The following is a 15305-nucleotide window of genomic DNA, read 5'->3' as shown; positions in this document are numbered from 1 at the left end:
TCAGGTCAGGGAAAGGCGGTATCCTTTGCATCGAGTACCGAAAGCTGCCCCATCCGCCGCCAGAGCGCGACCCAGCCAGCCGGACGGCAGAGCGGGGGGAGGGATGATCTTTCCGCGAAGGATCCCGCCCCGACCCGACCGTCGCGACGGTAGGGCCTGTGGGCGGAATTTTCGCAGAAAATTCGGGGCATTGTCAGGTGACCTTCGCGCGGGTTTTGAACTCGGGCCGGTCCCACGCGCCCGTCGCCATGATGCGTGCGAGGATGTCCACCGCACGGTCGACCTCGTCAAATCCGATATAGAGCGGGGTGAAGCCGAAGCGCAGGATGTCGGGGGCGCGGAAGTCGCCGATCACGCCTGCGGCGATCAGCGCCTGCATGATGGCATAGCCCTCGGGGTGGCGGAAGCTGACCTGCGAGCCGCGCCGCGCATGGTCGCGCGGGGTGGCAAGGGTCAGGTCGGGGCAGGCCCCTTCGACCCCCGCGATGAAGCGGTCGGTCAGGGCAAGCGAGCGGGCGCGCAGGTCGGCCATGTCGACCCCGTCCCAGATGTCCATCGCCGCCTCGAGTGCTGCGAGTTGCAGCACGGGCGGGGTGCCCACGCGCATCCGTTCGATCCCCCGCCCGGGGCGGTAGTCAAGGTCGAAGGCAAAGGGGGCCTCGTGCCCCAGCCAGCCCGAAAGCGCGGGGCGCGCGGCATCGGCATGGCGCGGGGCGACATAGATGAAGGCGGGGCCGCCGGGGCCTGAGTTCAGGTATTTGTAGGTGCAGCCCACCGCGAAATCGGCGCCGACACCGGCAAGGTCCACAGGCAGCGCCCCCGCCGAATGGGCCAGATCCCAGACCGACAGCGCGCCCATCGCATGGGCCTTGGCCGTGATCGCGCCCATGTCGTGGCGGCGGCCGGTGCGATAGTCCACCTCGGTGATCATGGTGACGGCGACCGTGTCGTCGATTGCGTCCAGCACATCCTCCGGTGCCACCGTCCGCAGGCTGTAGCCATTGCCCAGCGTCCGCACCAACCCGTCGGCCATGTAAAGGTCGGACGGGAAATTCCCCGTATCCGACAGGATCACGCGGCGCGTCGGGTTCATCTCCAGTGCCGAGGCCAACGCCTGATAGACCTTGATCGACAGCGTGTCGCCCATCACCACCGTGCCGGGTTCCGCCCCGATCAGCCGCCCGATCCGGTCCCCGATCCGCGCGGGCTGGTCCATCCATCCGGCCTTGTTCCAGCCGGTGATCAGCATCTGGCCCCATTCCGCCTCGACCGTCCGCGCCACCCGCGCGGCCGCCGCCTTGGGCAGGGGACCCAGCGAATTGCCGTCAAGGTAGATGATCCCCTCGGGCAGGACGAACTGCGCCTTGGTGGTGTCGAAATCGGTGGGCATCGGCGTCTCCTTCATGCGCCCCCATCCTTGCCGCGTCCGGCGCGCAGGCACAACGGGGGCGCAGGGCGGATTCGGCAGAGAATGGGTCGAAAACGGACGATCGGCCCTTGTCATTCCGCGCGTGGGGACAGAAAAGGCGACATCGCCCTTGGGGAGGGGCGCACGGGGACCTGCGACGTGCCGAAGATGATCGATCTGCCGCCGCTCTGGCTGGCCGCCTTCGTGGCGGCGGTCTGGGGCATCGGCCAAGCGCTGCCGCTGCCCCTGTTCGGGCGGGCGGGCGATGTGCTGGCCGCGGTTCTGGTCGCAGCGGGGCTCGCGCTGGTGGCGGGGGCGGTCGCGGCCATGGCGCGGGCGCGCACCACCGTGATCCCGCACCGCGCGCCGCAGGTGCTGGTGACGCAGGGCGTGTTCGGCCTGTCGCGCAATCCGATCTATCTGGCCGATGCCGGTTTCCTTCTGGCGGCGATCCTGTGGCTGGACGTGCCGCTGGCGCTGCCCCTGCTGCCCGTCTTCCTGATCCTTCTGCGCGAACGGTTCATCCGCGCCGAGGAAGCCCGCCTGCGCGCCGCCTTTGGCGCGGAATTCGATGCCTTTGCCGCGCGGACGCGGCGCTGGCTGTGACGATGACGGTGAAAAATCGAAAGGTTCGGAAAAATTTTCGCTGGACCTTTGAAATAATCTTGCGCGGTGATAAGTCCGCACGAAGAGTTGACGTTATGCTGCACCCGCAGCGAAAATCGGGGGAGAGAGCGTGAAGATCGGGGCACCGAGAGAGATATTCGAGGGCGAGAACCGCGTCGCGATGACGCCGGACTCGGTTCAGGCGCTGGCAAAGCTGGGCCATACGGCGGTGGTCGAGGCGGGCGCGGGGGCCAAGGCAGGCTTTACCGACGCCGCCTATCAGGCTGCGGGCGCAGAGGTGGTCAAGGACGCCAAGGCCGTCTTTGCCGCCGCCGATGTGGTGGTCAAGGTGCGCGGACCCGAGGCTTCGGAGGCAAAGCTTCTGAAGCAGGGGCAGACGCTGATCTCGTTCTTCTGGCCGGCGCAGAATGCCGAACTTCTGGAACAGGTCGCCAAGCAGGGCGCGACGGTCGTCGCCATGGATATGGTGCCCCGCATCAGCCGCGCGCAGAAGATGGACGCGCTGTCGTCGATGGCCAATATCGCGGGCTATCGCGCGGTGATCGAGGCGGGCAACAACTTCGGCCGCTTCTTCACGGGTCAGGTCACGGCGGCGGGCAAGATCCCGCCCGCCAAGGTTCTGATCGTGGGGGCAGGGGTTGCGGGTCTGGCGGCCATCGGCACGTCGGTCTCGCTGGGCGCCATCACCTATGCCTTCGACGTGCGTCCCGAAGTGGCCGAACAGATCGAATCGATGGGGGCGGAGTTTGTCTTCCTCGAATTCGAACAGACGCAGGATGGCGCGGCGACGGGCGGCTATGCGGCCCCCTCGTCCCCCGAATTCCGCGAAAAGCAACTGGCGAAGTTCCGCGAGCTTGCCCCCGATATCGACATCGTCATCACCACCGCCCTGATCCCGGGCCGGCCCGCGCCGAAGCTCTGGACCGAGGATATGGTGGGGATGATGAAGCGCGGCTCGGTCATCGTGGACCTTGCGGCGGAACGCGGCGGCAACTGCGACCTCACGGTGCCCGACCAGAAGATCGTGACCGACAATGGCGTGACCATCGTCGGCTACACCGATTTCCCGTCGCGCATGGCGGCGCAGGCCTCGACGCTTTACGCGACGAACATCCGCCACATGCTGACGGACCTGACGCCCAAGAAGGATGGCGTGATCCACCACAACATGGAGGATGACGTGATCCGCGGCGCGACCGTGGCGCATGAGGGGGCGGTGACCTATCCGCCGCCGCCGCCCAAGATCGCGGCGATTGCGGCGGCCAAGCCCAAGGAAAAGCCCAAGGAACTGACGCCCGAGGAGAAGCGGGCGCAGGAAGCGGCGGCGTTCAAGAAACAGACGCGCGATCAGGTGGCGATGCTGGTGGTCGGCGGCGGGTTGATCCTGCTGGCCGGTCTCTATGCGCCGGCAAGCTTCATGTCGCACTTCATCGTCTTCGTGCTGTCGGTCTATGTCGGCGTACAGGTGATCTGGAACGTGTCGCATTCGCTGCACACGCCCCTGATGGCGGTCACGAACGCGATTTCGTCGATCATCATCCTTGGCGCGCTGATGCAGATCGGGTCGGGCAACTGGCTGGTCGTGATCCTTGCCGCGCTGTCGGTCTTCATGGCCGGGATAAACATCTTCGGTGGCTTCATGGTCACCCGGCGGATGCTCGCCATGTTCCAGAAGTCGTAAGGGGAGCGCGCGAGAATGGAATACGGATTCACCACTGCGGCCTATGTGGTCGCCGCCGTCCTCTTCATCCAGTCGCTGGGCGGGTTGTCGGGGCAGGAAAGCGCGAAACGCGCTGTCTGGTACGGGATCGTCGGCATGGCGCTGGCCGTGGCGGCGACGCTTTATGGCCCCGGCGCGGGGAACTGGCTGATTTCGCTGGTCATGGTCGCCGTCGGCGGCGTGATCGGCTGGTATGTGGCGCAGCGCGTCCAGATGACCGAGATGCCGCAACTCGTCGCCGCGATGCACAGCCTCGTGGGCCTTGCGGCGGTCTTCATCGGCTTCAACACCCATATCGAGCTGACCGCGATTGCGGGCATGGACGAGGCCGCGCGTCAGGCGCTGACGGGCTTTGCCGCCAAGGTCGCGGAAAAGACGGCGGTCGAGGTGGCCATCCTGCGGGTCGAAACCTTCCTTGGCGTCTTCATCGGGGCGGTCACCTTCACCGGCTCCGTCATCGCCTTCGGCAAGCTGGCGGGCAAGGTGGACGGCAAGGCCAAGAAGCTGCCCGGCGGGCACGCGCTGAACGCGGGGGCTGCGATCATCTCGCTGGTGCTGCTGTTCGTCTACCTCCAGTCGGGGTCGACGCTGGCGCTTCTGGTCATGACGCTGGCCGCGCTCTTCATCGGCTATCACCTGATCATGGGGATCGGCGGGGCGGACATGCCCGTCGTCGTGTCGATGCTGAACAGCTATTCCGGCTGGGCGGCGGCGGCGATCGGCTTTTCGCTGTCCAATGACCTGCTGATCGTGGTGGGCGCGCTGGTGGGGTCTTCGGGTGCGATCCTGTCCTACATCATGTGCAAGGCGATGAACCGGTCCTTCATTTCGGTCATCCTCGGCGGCTTCGGCGGCACCACGGGCCCTGCGATGGAAGTCACCGGCGAACAGATCGCCATCGACGCCGAAGGCGTGGCGGCGGCGCTGAACGATGCCGACAGCGTCATCATCATCCCGGGCTACGGCATGGCCGTGGCGCAGGCGCAGCAGTCGGTGTCGGAACTGACGCGGAAACTGCGCGCCAAGGGCAAGAACGTCCGCTTCGCCATCCACCCCGTCGCAGGGCGTCTGCCCGGCCACATGAACGTGCTGCTGGCCGAGGCTAAGGTGCCTTACGACATCGTGCTGGAGATGGACGAGATCAACGAGGACTTCCCCGAAACCGACGTCGCCATCGTGATCGGGTCGAACGACATCGTGAACCCCGCAGCCCAGGAAGACCCCAACAGCCCCATCGCCGGCATGCCGGTGCTGGAATGCTGGAAGGCCAAGCAGGTCTTCGTCTCCAAGCGGGGGCAGGGCACGGGCTATTCGGGGATCGAGAACCCGCTCTTCTTCAAGGAGAACACGCGGATGTTCTATGGCGACGCGAAGAAGAGCATCGACCAGCTTCTGCCGATGATCGACTAGGCAGGATGGGCACCCTTGCCCATCCCACGAGGCCCCGACCGCAAGGTCGGGGCCTTTTCCTTTGACGACCGCCAAGCGTGCGGCCATCGCCGCACGCGTTTCGACCGGCATTTCGCTTCCGGGAGGGTGTTTTTCTGCAACAGCAGCATTGCATACCCCCGCATACGCCCATTTCACTGGAAGCGTAGCGCCCCACGCCCTACCTCGGTTCAAAGTCCCGCAGGAACGCCATGCCCCCCGTCGACGACCACCCGCTCCGCTATGCCCTCGTGAACGAGCTTCACGCACGGCCCTTCCCGTCGCTGGATGTGCCCTGCCATGCCGTCTACATGGCCTTCAAGGAACCCGTGGACGCCGCCAACCGCGACCGCGCCCGCGACCGCGCGCATCTTTTGGCGCTGCTGGACCGCAACGGATCGGCCCATCCGCAGCCTGACGCCACCCACTTCTCGGGCCCCATCGGGCGGGCCGACCTGAAATGGGAAAGCCATACCGAGTTCGTCACCTATTCCGCCTTTTCCCCCGGCCTGTCGGACCGCCCCTTCGATCCGGCCGAGGCCGAGGTCTTTCCCGACGACTGGCTGGCCGCCGCGCCGGGCAAGCGCATCTGTTCCGTCCTGATCCGGGTCGAGGAGATGCCCGAGGATGACGATGCCGTCATGGCGAAACTGGAGGACTGGTTCGTCCCCGAAAGCCTTGCCGTCAGCCGCGTCGTCGACGGGGCGGCCATCGTCGCGGGGGATTTCCGCATCGATCCGGCGGGCCACATGCGCTTTGCCGTCTTCGTCCGCCCCGGCACCGGCAGCCGCCGCGTCGGCCGCATCGTGCAGCGCCTGTGCGAGGTGGAAACCTACCGCTCCATGTCCATGCTGGGGCTGATGCGCTCGCGCCAGTTGACCGCGCGGCTCAACACGCTGGACCCGCAGCTGATGTCGCTCGTCTCGGCGCTGGACACCACCGAACGCTCGCCCGAGGCGGCGCTGCACGAGCTTCTGACGATCTCGTCGGAACTGGAAAGCCTTGCCGTGCAATTTTCCTTCCGCTTCGGCGCGACGGCGGCCTATGAGGCCATCGTGAACCAGCGGATCGAGGTGATGCGCGAGGCGCGCATCCAGGGTCGCCAGACCTTTGGCGAATTCATGATGCGCCGCTATGACCCCGCCATGCGGACGGTGAAATCCGCCGAGGCGCGGTTGAAGAGCATGGCGGAACGGGCCGAACGCGCGGCGGAACTGTTGCGGACGCGGGTCGATGTGGAACGCTCGGCCCAGAACCAGAAACTGCTGGAAAGCATGGACCGCCGCGCCGATCTGCAACTGCGCCTGCAACGCACGGTCGAGGGGCTGTCGACCGTGGCGATCAGCTATTACGCCGTCAACCTTGCCGCCTATGCGCTGGAGCCGCTGGCCCACAAGGCGCATCTGTCGCACGGGGCGCTGATGGCGATCCTGACGCCTGCCGTCCTGCTGGGCGTCTGGCTGATGGTGCGGCGCATCCGCAACCATTTCGACTAGGTCGCAACGAAAGGGCGGGACGGCCGCCGCCCGTGGCTTGGGCCACGGGCGATGACGAAACGCTATCGCTTAATTTGCCCTCACCGCCCGCGGATGCGCGGGTCCAGCGCGTCGCGCAGGCCGTCGCCGATATAGTTCACCGACAGCACCGTCAGCGAGATCGCGATGCCCGGCCAGATCACCCGCTCGGGATAGGTGCGGATTTCCGCGATCCCGTCATAGAGCAGCCGTCCCCAGGTCGGGAAATCCGGCGGAAAGCCGAGGCCGAGGAAGGACAGCACCGATTCCGTGATGATCGCCGCGGCAATCCCCAGCGTCGCCGCCACCAGCACGGGTGACAGCACGTTGGGCAGGATGTGGCGGATGATGATCCGCCGCGACGGCGTGCCGATCGACCGCGCGGCCAGCACGAATTCACGCTCCTTCAGCGCCAGCACCTCGCCCCGCACGATGCGGGCGGCGTGCATCCAGCTGGTCAGCCCGATCGCCATGACGATCAGCAGGAAGGTTCCCAGCCGCGGGCCGAGGATGCCCGCCACCGTATCGCGGAACAGGAACATCATCACCAAGAGCAGCGGCAGCAGGGGCAGGGCAAGGAACAGGTCGGTCAGCCGCATCAGCAGCCCGTCGATGCGCCGGAAATAGCCCGCCAGCACCCCCACGGTCGTGCCGATGAAGATGGCGACCAGCATCGCCACCGTCCCCACGGCCAGCGAGATGCGCCCGCCGAACATCATCCGCGCCAGCATGTCCCGCCCCAGCTGGTCGGTGCCCAGCGGATGGGCGAAGGACGGGCCCTGATTGCGCATCTTGAACATCTTGACCGTGTCGGTCTCGATGAAATTCGGGTCGATCCGCCAGACCAGCGGCCCGATCAGGCAGAACACGGCCAGCGTGCCCAGCATGACCAGCGCGGCCATCGCGCCCTTGTGCTTGCGGAACTGCGCCCAGACATCCCCCCAGGGGCCACGCGGCTTGTCGGTCTGGATCGTGGTGTCAGTCATAGCGGATCCGCGGGTCGAGGATGCCGTACAGGATATCGGCGATCAGGTTGAACATCACGATCAGCACCGCGAAGATGAAGGTCACGGTCTGCACCGTGGGCAGGTCGGACACATGGATCGCCCCGATCAGCGCCGCGCCGATGCCGTTGATCTTGAAGATCTGCTCGGTCACGATCGCCCCGCCAAAGACGGTGGGCAGACCCAGCGCGATCACGGTGACGACGGGGATCAGCGAATTGCGCAGCACGTGTTTCAGCACCACCTTGCCCTCGCCCATCCCCTTGGCCCGCGCGGTGCGGACATAGTCCTGACCGAGGTTCTCCAGCACCGAGGAACGGGTATAGCGGCTGATCTCGGCCGCGTTGAACAGCGCCAGCACCGTGACGGGCAGCGCCATCTGCGCCAGCATCGCCTTGAACGACGCCCAGTCCACGACCTCCAGATTGGTGTCATAGATGGTCGGGAACCAGCCAAGGTTCACCGCAAAGATCAGGATCAGCACATTGCCCGTGAAGAAGGTCGGGACAGAGAAACCCGCCATGGCAAAGAAGGTGCCCGCCTGATCGAACCATGAATACTGGCGATAGGCGGAATAGATGCCGATGGGCAGCGCGATCAGCACGCCGATCAGATAGGCGGTGCCCACCACGGTCAGCGTCTGGGGCAGGCGCTCGCCGATGATCTGGAACACGGGCGCTTTCGACTGCCAGCTGATGATCCGCTGCGCGCCTTGCGCGAAATCCGTGCCGAACAGCGCGTCGATGCCATAAAGCGGTTCCACCCAGAAAAACTGTTTCAACCAAAGCAGATAGCGCACGAAGACGGGTTGGTCGGCCCCCATGGCCGCGATCATCTTCTGGCGCACCTCGGGCGGGACGGTCAGCGGAATGTCCGACATCGGGCTGCCCGGCGCGAGGTCGACCAGCAGGAAGATCACCAGACTGATGAGGAGCAGCGTCGGAATCGCCGTCAAGAGCCGCCGGAGGGTGAAGGAGAGCATAGGGCCTGCCTGACTGGAAAGGGGACCGCAAGAAGGGCGCGGCGGTCGGTTCCGCCGCGCCCGGGTTCAGGTCAGATCACTTCGCGCGGGTCCAGTCCTGCGCGTTCCACAGCTCGGTATCCCACGAGTTCATGACGAACCCGTCCAGCGTGTTGGACTTGGCCGAGAAGCGGCCGCGATCCACCAGCGGGATGACGATGTTGCTGTCCTTGGTCAGCATGTCGTTCAGCTTCATCACCAGCGCGCCGCGCGCGTCGATGCCCGACGTGGTCGACAGTTCCTTGACCATGGCATCATAGGCCGGATCGCAGAAGCGGTTGATGTTCTCGCCCTGCCACTGGTTTTCGGGCCCCGGGATCTTGTCGCAGAGGTATTGCGACATGTAGGGCTCGGCATCCGTGCCGTCGAAGTTGTTGGCGTACATCTCGACGTCGGCATAGAACTTCTGGAAGGTATCGGGCGAGGCCGCATCACCGCCGAAGAAGACCGACGGGTCGATCGCCTTCAACTCCACCTCGACGCCGATCTCGTTCCACCAGCCCTTGATCAGGGCCTGGAAGTCCTGACGCACGGGGTTGACCGTGGTCTGGTAGACGAGGCTCAGCTTCTTGCCGTCCTTGTCGCGGATGCCGTCGCCATCGCTGTCGGTCCAGCCCGCGCCTTCCAGCAGGGCCTTGGCGCCTTCGATGTCCTGCGTCAGGCAGCCGGTGTTGTCGGACGCCTGGAAGGCCGGGGCGGGGACGAGGTTGCAGGTCGGACGGCCCGCGCCGCCATAGCCCACATCGACCAGCGTCTGGCGGTCGATCGCCATGGACAGCGCCTTGCGGACGTTGGCGTCGGTCAGGATCGGGTGCGGATGCTTGACCGTCGACCGCTCGCCTTCCGGCAGGGCCGGATCGGGGTTGGTCATGTTGATCTCGATCCGCTCGACCAGCGTGCCGAAGGCGTTGACAAAGCTGCCCTTGCCGCCGGCTTCCATCTGGGCCTGCTGTTCGGGGTTGATCTGGGTGTTCCAGGCATAGTCGAACTCGCCCGTCTCCATCACGGCCGAGGCCGCGGCCAGCGCGTCGCCGCCGCCCTTCAGCGTGACCTTGGCGAAGGCGGGCTTCGCGGGATCACGGTAGTTGGGGTTGGCTTCGAAGGTCACCACGTCGTTCACCTTGAAATCGGTGACGATGAAGGGGCCGGTGCCCACGGGCTTGGAGTTCTGTTCCACGCAGCTGGCCGCCGCGGCGCCAAGGCAGGCCTCGAACTGCGCCTTCTGCAGGATCGGCGCGGTGCCGCCGGTGAAGGGCTGATAGGGATAGGGCTTCGGCCCCTCGAAGGTGATGACGACGGTCAGGTCGTCGGGCGTGTCGATGGACTTGATGCCCTCGTATTTCGCGCCCTGTGCGCAGCCGCCCTCGGGATGGGTGCAATATTCCCAGGTGAACTTGACGTCCGCGCTGGTGACGGGGGTGCCGTCCGACCAGACCAGACCTTCCTTGAGCTTCCACGTGATCGAGGTCAGGTCGGCCGAGACGCCGCCGTTTTCCACTGTCGGGATTTCCGCCGCCAGACGCGGGAACATCTGCCCGTCCTGGTCAAAGCCCGCCAGCGGCTCCAGCACCAGCGATCCGGCTTCCACGTCCTTCGTCCCCGAGGACAGATAGGCGTTCAGCGTGGACACGGCCTGATAGTAGAAGACCTTGACCTCGCCATCGGCGCCCCGTTCGGCATGGGCCGCAGGGGCCAGCACGAAGGCCGCCGCCGCGCCCAGAAGGGCGGTTCTGAAGTTCATCTTTGCTCTCCTTGTTGGTTGTGCTCGCGCACCTCGGCACCGGGGGATGCTTGCCCCCCGGCATTGTTGTCGAACAGGTGACAGGCGACAAAGCGCCCGGGTTCCACTTCCGCCAGACGCGGCTCCACCTCGCGGCAGACCGCCATCACCTTGGGGCAGCGCGTGCAGAAGTTGCAGCCCTTGGGCGGATTGGCGGGCGAGGGGACATCGCCCTTCAGGATGATGCGCTGGCGGCGCGATTCCATCGTCGGGTCGGGTTCCGGCACGGCCGACAGCAGCGCCTCGGCATAGGGATGCAGGGGGCGGGCATAAAGCGCCTCGCGCGGGGACAGTTCCGCGATCTGGCCCAGATACATGACCGCCACGCGATCCGCGATATGGCGCACCATCGACAGATCGTGGCTGATGAAGAGATAGGTCAGACCCAGCCGGTCCTGCAAATCCTCCAACAGGTTCACCACCTGCGCCTGGATGGACACGTCCAGCGCCGCGATGGGTTCGTCGCAGACGATGAATTTCGGGTTCAGCGCCAGCGCGCGGGCAATCCCGATCCGCTGCCGCTGCCCGCCGGAAAACTCGTGCGGATAGCGGTTGGCGAAACGGCGGTTCAGCCCGACCTGATCCATCAGCTCATAGACCCGCGCGGTTTTCTTCGCGGCGTCCCAGCCGGTATGTTCGTCCAAGGGTTCCCCGATGATCGCCGCCACCGTCATGCGCGGGTTGAGCGAGGCCTGCGGGTCCTGAAACACCATCTGCATCGTCGGCCGTTTCTTCCGCAGGGCATCGGGGGCCAGCGTGGCGATATCCTCGCCGTCGATCACGACCGAGCCTTCGGTCAACTCGTAAAGCCTGAGGAGCGCGCGCCCGACGGTGGACTTGCCGCAGCCGGATTCCCCCACCAGACCCAGCGTCTCGCCCTCGAAGATGTCGAAGGACACGCCATCCACCGCCTTCACCGCACCCACCTTGCGGCGCAGCAGCCCGGCATGGATGGGGAAATGCATCTTCAGCCCGCGCACCTGCACCAGCGGGGATTTCATCGCCCCATCAGCCATGCGCGCCCCCCGCCGACCAGTGGCAGGCCACGTCATGCCCCTGACCTACAGGCCGCCCGTCGATGGCACGGCGCAGGGGGTTTTCGGCATGGCAGCGGTCGAAGGCATGGGCGCAGCGCGCGCGGAACGGGCAGGCCACCGGCTCCCCCGCAAGGATGGGCGGCTGGCCCTGAATGACCTCCAGCCGCGCGGCGCGTTCACCCGTCAGCGACGGCACGGTCTTCAGCAGCGCGCGGGTATAGGGATGCTGCGGGTTGGAAAACAGCTCGCGCACAGGGGCCTGTTCCACCACCTGCCCGCCATACATCACCATGACACGGTCCGCGATGCCCGCGATCACGCCCAGATCATGGGTGATCCAGACGATGGCCATGCCCAGCTTCTGGCGCAGCTCCTTCACCAACTCGATGATCTGCGCCTGAATGGTGACGTCCAGCGCCGTGGTCGGCTCATCCGCGATCAGAACATCGGGATCGCAGGCCAGCGCGATGGCGATCATCACTCGCTGCCGCATCCCGCCCGAAAACTGGTGCGGATAGGATTTCAGCCGCTTCTTCGCATCGGGGATGCCGACCAGCGCCAGCAACTCCGCCGCGCGGGTTTCGGCCTGTGCCTTGGACATCCCCATATGCTTCATCAGGGGTTCCATGATCTGGTTGCCCACGGTGAAGACGGGGTTCAGGCTGGTCATCGGGTCCTGAAAGACGAAGCCCACCTTCGCGCCCCGCACCTCCTGCAACTCGCGCGGTTGCAGCTTCAGCAGGTCACGCCCGCCCAGCAGAACCTCGCCCGCCCGCACCTCGGCCGGCGGTGACGGCAACAGCCCGATCAGCGACATCATCGTGACGGACTTGCCCGAACCGCTCTCGCCCACCACGCCCAGCAATTCGCCCGGGCGCAGGTGGAAGCTGACGGAATTGACGGCATGGATTTCGCCGCCGCGCGTGCGGAAAACGGTCTTCAATCCCCGCACGTCGAGGACAGGCGCAGCCCCATCGGGCATAGGCAGACCCCCCAAGGTCATTGTTATTCTTTATTCTTTTCCGGGTGGTCTTTGCCTTCGTCCCGGCACGCTGAGGGAGAGTGTTAGAGATTTTTCGCAATGCCGCAAGCCGCTTGTGCGGGGTGACCTTACGTCACTTGCGCCGCCCTTGACCGCCCGCGCGGGCCGCGCCAACGTGGGCGGGAAACCGCAGGAAGACCCACATGACCGCCGCACCCGTGCTGTCGCCGCGCCAAATCCTTGATCGCTTGGTAAAATTCCCCACCGTCAGCCGTGACACCAACCTGCCGCTGGTGGACTGGGTCGAGGAATACCTTGACAGCCACGGCATCCACGCCCACCGCCATTACAACGAAGACCGCAGCAAGGCCGCGCTCTTCGCCCATGTCGGCCCGTGGGAAGAGGGAGCGGTCGTCCTGTCCGGCCATACCGACGTCGTCCCCGTGGACGGGCAGCACTGGACGTCCGACCCGTGGACCGTGACCGAACGCGACGGACGGCTTTATGGGCGCGGCACCTGCGACATGAAGGGATTCGACGCGCTGGCGATCTGGGCGCTGGTCGAGGCGCAGCGGCGCGGGGTCAAGCGCCCGCTGCAAATCGCGCTGAGCTATGACGAAGAGGTGGGCTGCACCGGCGCGCCCCCCATGATCGCCGCCATGCAGGGCGTGGTCCCCAAGGGTGCGGCCGCCATCATCGGCGAACCCTCGACCATGAAGGTCATCAACGGCCACAAGGGCGGCACGGGCTTTCACGTGCATGTAAAGGGGTTCGAGGTGCATTCCTCGCTCCTGCCCTATGGCGTCTCGGCCATCATGGAAGGCGCGCGGCTGATCCAATGGGCCAATGACCGCAACGCATGGATCCAAAGCCAACCCCGCGCCGCGCAGGCGCTGGCCTTCGATCCGCCCTTCACCACGCTGCATGTCGGCATGATCTCGGGCGGGACCGCGCATAACATCACCGCCGCCGACTGCCGCTTCGCGCTGGAGATGCGGGTGGTCCCGGGCGAGGACCTCGAATCCCATGCCCAAGCCTTCATTTCGGAAGTCGCCCGCCTTGACGCCGCCATGAAGGCCGTCCGCCCCGAGGCGGGCATCCACCTTGACCGCTTCTTCGGCGTTCCCGCCCTGATGCCTGAGCCGGAAGGAGAGGCCGAGGCGATCTGCCGCCGCCTGACGGGCGACAATGGCACCGGCGTCGTCTCCTATGGCACCGAGGCGGGACAGTTCCAGGAGGCGGGCTATTCCGCCGCCATCTGCGGCCCCGGCGACATCGCGCAGGCCCATCAGGCCGACGAATGGCTGTCGCTGGCCGAATTCGAGGCCGGCCACCGCTTCATGCAACGCCTGCTGGACGAGCTGTCGCGATGATGCGCTTCCCGATCTCTGACGCCTCGCCCATCCGCTTTGCCGGACCGCCCCCCGCCGCCTGCGACGTGGTGGTGCTGGGCGGCGGCGTCATCGGCGTCATGACGGCGTGGTTCCTTGCCGAAAAGGGCCTGCGCGTCACGCTCTGCGAAAAGGGGCGCATCGCGGGCGAACAGTCCAGCCGCAACTGGGGCTGGTGCCGCCAGCAGGGCCGCGACATGGGAGAGCTTCCCATCATGATGGAAAGCCTGCGCCTGTGGAAAACGCTGGCGCAGGAGATGGGCGAAGGGCTGGGCTTCCGGCAGGAAGGTGTCCTCTACCTTGCCAAGACCGAGGCCGAGCTGGGCAAGTTCGAGGCATGGCTGGCGGACGCCCGCGCCTTCGGCGTCGACAGCCACATGATGACCGGCGGCGCGGTGGCCGAAAAGCTGAAGGGCAGCGCCAAGGCATGGACCGGTGCGCTGTTCACGCCATCGGACGCCCGCGCCGAACCGTGGCAGGCGGTGCCGCTGCTGGCCGAAGGGGCGCAGGCGCGCGGCGCGGTGATCGTGGAGAACTGCGCCGTGCGGCGGCTTGATGTGCAGGCAGGCCGCGTGGCAGGGGTCTTCACCGAACAGGGCCGCATCGGATGCGATCAGGTCGTGGTGGCGGGGGGCGCGTGGTCGTCCCTGTTCCTGCGGGCCGAGGGGGTGAATATCCCGCAGCTTGCCGTCCTCGCCTCGGTCGCCGCGACCGAACCGATGGCCGAGGTCTTTGCGGGCAATGCCTGCGACGACGACTTCGCCTTCCGCCGCCGTCAGGATGGCGGCTATACGCTGGCCCCCGGATCGGGGCATGACTTCTTCATCGGCCCCGACGCCTTCCGCCATCTGGGCATCTATCTGCCCGTGCTGAAAAAGGACTTCCGCTCCACCGCCTTTCGCCCCGCAGCCCCGCGCGGATACCCCGACGCATGGACCACCCCCCGCCGCTGGGGCGGCGACGAGGCATCGCCCTTCGAGGCGACGCGCATCCTGAATCCCGCGCCCAACATGGACCGCATCGCCCGTTTCCAGACCTTCTTCGCCGAGGCCTTCCCCGCGCTGGGCCGCCCCCGCCTGCGCGCGGCATGGGCGGGGATGATCGACACGCTGCCCGATGTGGTGCCCGTGGTGGACCGCGTGGCGGCGTTGCCCGGGCTGGTGATCGCCACGGGCATGTGCGGCCACGGCTTCGGCATCGGGCCGGGCATGGGGCGGGTGGTGGCCGATCTGGTGGCGGGGGGCGATCCGGGCCATGACCTGTCCCGATTCCGCCTGTCGCGCTTTACCGACGGGTCGCCCATGATCCCCGGCCCGTCGCTGTAAGGCGCGGGCGTTCCGCCCGCACGGCTTTCCTGTCGCCTCCGCGCCGGAGGCGCGGCGGCTCCGCCGTC

The 15305-nt window shown here is 66.4% G+C and carries 12 protein-coding genes; 6 read left to right on the top strand and 6 right to left on the bottom strand.

Translation table 11 applies throughout. The features are described from left to right. Positions 1–193: 193 nt before the first annotated feature. Positions 194–1390: a kynureninase gene (kynU, locus tag GU927_RS01320; protein ID WP_161760758.1), complete on the bottom strand. Its 1197-nt coding sequence runs from the start codon at positions 1388–1390 to the stop codon at positions 194–196. A gap of 186 nt (positions 1391–1576) precedes the next feature. Between kynU and GU927_RS01315 the strand changes: the two genes are divergently transcribed. The 4 genes from GU927_RS01315 (at position 1577) to GU927_RS01300 (ending at position 6679) form a co-directional block, all read left to right on the top strand. Next, entirely contained in the window at positions 1577–2014 is a 438-nt protein-coding gene (locus tag GU927_RS01315; RefSeq protein ID WP_161760757.1) for a methyltransferase family protein, read from the top strand. Positions 2015–2144: 130 nt separating this feature from the next. After that, positions 2145–3716, top strand: coding sequence for a Re/Si-specific NAD(P)(+) transhydrogenase subunit alpha (locus GU927_RS01310; protein WP_161760431.1), 1572 nt, complete (start codon positions 2145–2147; stop codon positions 3714–3716). A 15-nt stretch (positions 3717–3731) separates the two neighbouring features. Next, on the top strand, positions 3732–5165 hold the full coding sequence (locus tag GU927_RS01305; RefSeq protein WP_101920898.1) for an NAD(P)(+) transhydrogenase (Re/Si-specific) subunit beta: 1434 nt from the start codon (positions 3732–3734) through the stop codon (positions 5163–5165). 230 nt (positions 5166–5395) lie between these two features. Next, on the top strand, positions 5396–6679 hold the full coding sequence (locus GU927_RS01300; RefSeq protein ID WP_161760430.1) for a DUF3422 family protein: 1284 nt from the start codon (positions 5396–5398) through the stop codon (positions 6677–6679). A gap of 80 nt (positions 6680–6759) precedes the next feature. Here the strand turns inward: GU927_RS01300 and GU927_RS01295 are convergent, their stop codons facing one another. The 5 genes from GU927_RS01295 to GU927_RS01275 form a co-directional block, all read right to left on the bottom strand. Beyond that, positions 6760–7683 carry an ABC transporter permease gene (locus GU927_RS01295; RefSeq protein WP_161760428.1) on the bottom strand — a complete coding sequence of 308 codons (924 nt, stop codon included), beginning with the start codon at positions 7681–7683 and terminating at the stop codon, positions 6760–6762. Next, positions 7676–8683, bottom strand: a complete 1008-nt coding sequence (locus GU927_RS01290; protein WP_161760426.1) for an ABC transporter permease — start codon at positions 8681–8683, stop codon at positions 7676–7678. The genes GU927_RS01295 and GU927_RS01290 overlap by 8 nt, the downstream gene beginning before the upstream one ends. 76 nt (positions 8684–8759) lie before the next feature. Further along, positions 8760–10463 carry a peptide ABC transporter substrate-binding protein gene (locus tag GU927_RS01285; protein WP_161760424.1) on the bottom strand — a complete coding sequence of 568 codons (1704 nt, stop codon included), beginning with the start codon at positions 10461–10463 and terminating at the stop codon, positions 8760–8762. Continuing rightward, positions 10460–11518: an ABC transporter ATP-binding protein gene (locus GU927_RS01280; RefSeq protein WP_269770090.1), complete on the bottom strand. Its 1059-nt coding sequence runs from the start codon at positions 11516–11518 to the stop codon at positions 10460–10462. The genes GU927_RS01285 and GU927_RS01280 overlap by 4 nt, the downstream gene beginning before the upstream one ends. Then, complete coding sequence (locus tag GU927_RS01275; protein WP_161760423.1) at positions 11511–12521, bottom strand: ABC transporter ATP-binding protein; 1011 nt, start codon at positions 12519–12521, stop codon at positions 11511–11513. The genes GU927_RS01280 and GU927_RS01275 overlap by 8 nt, the downstream gene beginning before the upstream one ends. A 203-nt stretch (positions 12522–12724) precedes the next feature. On the opposite strand from GU927_RS01275, the gene argE reads away from it, so the two are divergent. Both argE and GU927_RS01265 read left to right on the top strand, forming a co-directional pair. After that, positions 12725–13894: an acetylornithine deacetylase gene (gene argE, locus GU927_RS01270; protein ID WP_161760420.1), complete on the top strand. Its 1170-nt coding sequence runs from the start codon at positions 12725–12727 to the stop codon at positions 13892–13894. Beyond that, complete coding sequence (locus GU927_RS01265) at positions 13894–15237, top strand: NAD(P)/FAD-dependent oxidoreductase (protein ID WP_217765506.1); 1344 nt, start codon at positions 13894–13896, stop codon at positions 15235–15237. The genes argE and GU927_RS01265 overlap by 1 nt, the downstream gene beginning before the upstream one ends. Positions 15238–15305: the final 68 nt, after the last annotated feature.

Origin of the sequence: Paragemmobacter amnigenus, assembly GCF_009908265.2 — a bacterium.
Taxonomy (GTDB): domain Bacteria; phylum Pseudomonadota; class Alphaproteobacteria; order Rhodobacterales; family Rhodobacteraceae; genus Paragemmobacter; species Paragemmobacter amnigenus.
Note: the sequence above shows the minus strand (reverse complement) of the source record. Positions and strands in the feature narration are given on the sequence as shown.